At 64.0% G+C, this 1,342-nt stretch carries 1 protein-coding gene; it reads right to left on the bottom strand.

The features are described from left to right. Positions 1–247 precede the first annotated feature (247 nt). The gene (locus ACH0BU_RS18065; RefSeq protein ID WP_046408134.1) at positions 248–1,255 is read right to left on the bottom strand and encodes an IS110 family RNA-guided transposase; all 1,008 of its coding nucleotides are present in this window, start codon (positions 1,253–1,255) and stop codon (positions 248–250) included. Between the last annotated feature and the right edge of the window lie 87 nt (positions 1,256–1,342).

Genomic DNA, 1,342 nt, shown 5'->3' with positions numbered 1-1,342 from the left:
GATCTGTAATTTGCAGTCGCTCGGCGGTTGTCCCTTGAGGGTCTCAAGGATCTGTCCGCACTCGCCGGCCTGGGGGTCGGTGGTGCTGTATCGGGTCTCACAAGGCCGGACGTTGCATTGACTCGAAGCGGGCTTGAAGGCCCATCTGATAACCTTCGCAGATCGTCCGTCCCTGCGTTCCCTCTCGGGACACCGCCATCGGGTCAGCTTGAGAGCGTCACCGCTGGCGAACTGGTTCTACCGTATCTCAGGCTTCGAACAAAGTGCCGTCACGCAGCATGGCGTGCATGATGACGGCGAGACGACGGGCAAGCGCGACGCGGGCCTTCTTGAGCCCTCGCCGTTTCGCGATCTTGAGCGCCCAGGTCTTCAGCGCGAACGGCTGCTTGGTGCGGGTCAGGATCGAATTGGCGGCTTCGTAGAGGAGCTTGCGGACGGTTCCGTCGCCCTGCTTGGTTATCCGGCCCGTCCAGTCGAGCTCGCCCGACTGGTGCCGACGTGGGACGAGGCCGAAGTAGGCGCCTGCTGTGCGCGACCGCTTGAAACGGTCTGCCTCATCAACTGCTGCTGCAAAGGCGGCGGAGGTCTGCACACCGACACCCGGGATGCTCATGAGCGCCTGGCATGACGGAGACGCGGCGCTGATCGCCTTGAGCTCGCGATCCATGCGGCGGATCTCGTCAACCAGCCCGATCCGCGCCCGGAGCAACGAGGCTATCGCTTCGCCGAGGCCCGGGATGGCAACGGCAGCCTGCACGCGCGCGAGGAAACGCTCGCCTTGGCCAGCTCCCGGCCTGATCCCGAAAGTGGCACAGAGACCCCGGATGGTGTTGTCGAGCCGGACGCGCGCCTCGACGAGGTGCGAGCGAGCGGTGATCACCGAACGTACGCCGTGCGCAGTCGGCGACTTAACATGCACCTCCTTGAAGAAGCCCGTTCGCGCCAGCTGAGCCAAGCCAGCGGCATCATGTGGATCGGTCTTGTTCGCCTTCATCGCCTTCAGGCTCTGATGGGCCTGCCGTGCATCGATACAGACGATAGGGACACCCAGCTCTTGCAGGCCCCGCGCGATCCACGGCGTCATCCGGCCAGTCTCGATCACGGCGCGCTCCACCGGTCCGTGATGCTCCAGCAGCGCCGCAATTGCCTCCGGCGTGCTGTTCACGCATTGGGCCGCAATCTTGCGCCCATCGGCGTCGACGATGCAGACGTGCGATGTTTCCATCGACAAGTCGATTCCGGCATAGTGCTTCATGGCTGCTTCCTTCCTTCAGGTCCGACAACCAGAAGGTGCGCCGCTCAGCCGGCCCGGGGAAGCAGCCACAAATTACACGATGACTCG

Origin of the sequence: Sphingomonas olei, from assembly GCF_045369765.1 — a bacterium.
GTDB lineage: Bacteria > Pseudomonadota > Alphaproteobacteria > Sphingomonadales > Sphingomonadaceae > Sphingomonas > Sphingomonas panaciterrae.
The sequence above is the reverse complement of the archived record's forward strand: the minus strand, read 5'-3'. Positions and strand labels throughout refer to the sequence as shown.